Source organism: Candidatus Obscuribacterales bacterium, from assembly GCA_036703605.1.
Lineage (GTDB): Bacteria > Cyanobacteriota > Cyanobacteriia > RECH01 > RECH01 > RECH01.
On sequence record DATNRH010000772.1, the window covers coordinates 1 to 1,370 of the forward strand.

Annotated in this window: 2 protein-coding genes; one reads left to right on the forward strand and one right to left on the reverse strand. The window is 51.9% G+C overall.

Translation table 11 applies throughout. The annotated features are described in order from the left end of the window. A partial coding sequence (locus V6D20_15985) for a carboxypeptidase-like regulatory domain-containing protein (protein HEY9817280.1) occupies nucleotides 1-279 on the forward strand: 279 nt, incomplete at its 5' end. Here the strand turns inward: V6D20_15985 and V6D20_15990 are convergent. Further along, the coding region (locus V6D20_15990) for a hydantoinase B/oxoprolinase family protein (GenBank protein HEY9817281.1) at nucleotides 276-1,370 on the reverse strand (1,095 nt) is incomplete at its 5' end. The genes V6D20_15985 and V6D20_15990 overlap by 4 nt on opposite strands.

Below are 1,370 nucleotides of genomic sequence, written 5' to 3' on the forward strand. Positions count from 1 at the left end.
ACGGTTTGGATCTTTTCAGGACAGATCTCCGGCGATAGTCCTCGCTGGGCAGTGCAGGAGGCTGAGCACCATGGGCAACTACTTTGCCAGGTGACGAGTGATGCCCGTGGTGAATTTTGGGTGGAGCTACCTGTAGGTAGCTATACCTTGATGGCTCAGTATGATACTGATCTTTATCTTAATTCTTTTTCTGGCGATGGTTACTATACCTCCGTTGACGTCCGCCCCGGAGAGGTGACGGACGTGACGCTAACCAACCGTGAACGAGCTACGTTTTAGCCATGCCCCCCTCCTCCCGGTGTTTCAATGACGAAGGTGTCCCCTGCATTCATAGCCACTTCAGCATTGCCAGGCAGATGTTCAATGGCACCATCACAACGTTCAATCCAGTTGTGTCCCAGTTGCCCTGGCTCTCCTCCATGCAGACCAAAAGGTGGAATACGACGATGCCCTGATAAAATAGCTGCGGTCATCGGTTGACGGAACTGGATGCAACGCACGACCCCATTGCCGCCAGTGTGACGCCCCAGACCGCCACTGTGGGCGCGAATGGAAAACTCATTGAGCAACACCGGAAATCGCCATTCTAGAACCTCTGGATCCGTTAAGCGTGAGTTGGTCATATGAGTTTGAACGGCATCGGTTCCGTTAAAATCTTTCCCTGCACCTGAACCACCACAGATAGTTTCGTAGTATTGATGCTGAGCATCACCAAAGGTAAAGTTATTCATGGTTCCTTGAGCAGCTGCCATGATGCCTAGCGCTCCATAGAGAGCATTAGCGATCGCTTGAGAGGTTTCCACATTACCAGCAACTACTGCCGCTGGGTAGTGAGGGTTGAGCAAGCAGCCTTCGGGGATGGTCATGTGCAGAGGTTTCAGGCATCCGGCGTTGAGGGGGATCTGATCATCCACTAAGCTGCGAAAGACATACAGCACCACAGCTTTAGCGATCGCTAGGGGCGCATTTAGATTGGTGGACTGTTGGGGAGAGGTGCCGGTGAAGTCAATATGGGCAGTGCGATCGTGATGGTTGAGGGCGATCGCCACCTTGATCTGACTACCATCATCTAGCTCATAGGTAAATTGACCGTCGCTTAACCGTTCAATGACCTGTTGCACCGAAGCAGTGGCATTATCCTGAATATGCTGCATATAGGACTGTACAACCGACAAGCCATAGTGATCGACCATGCGCTGCAGTTCGTGGCTGCCTCGCTCATTGGCGGCAATTTGAGCTTTTAGATCGGCGATATTCTGGATAGGATTGCGGGCGGGGTGAGATCCGGACGTGAGCAAGTCCAAAATCTCCGCCTCGCAGAAACGTCCTTGGTTCACTAATTGCACATTATCCAGTAACACACCTTCTTG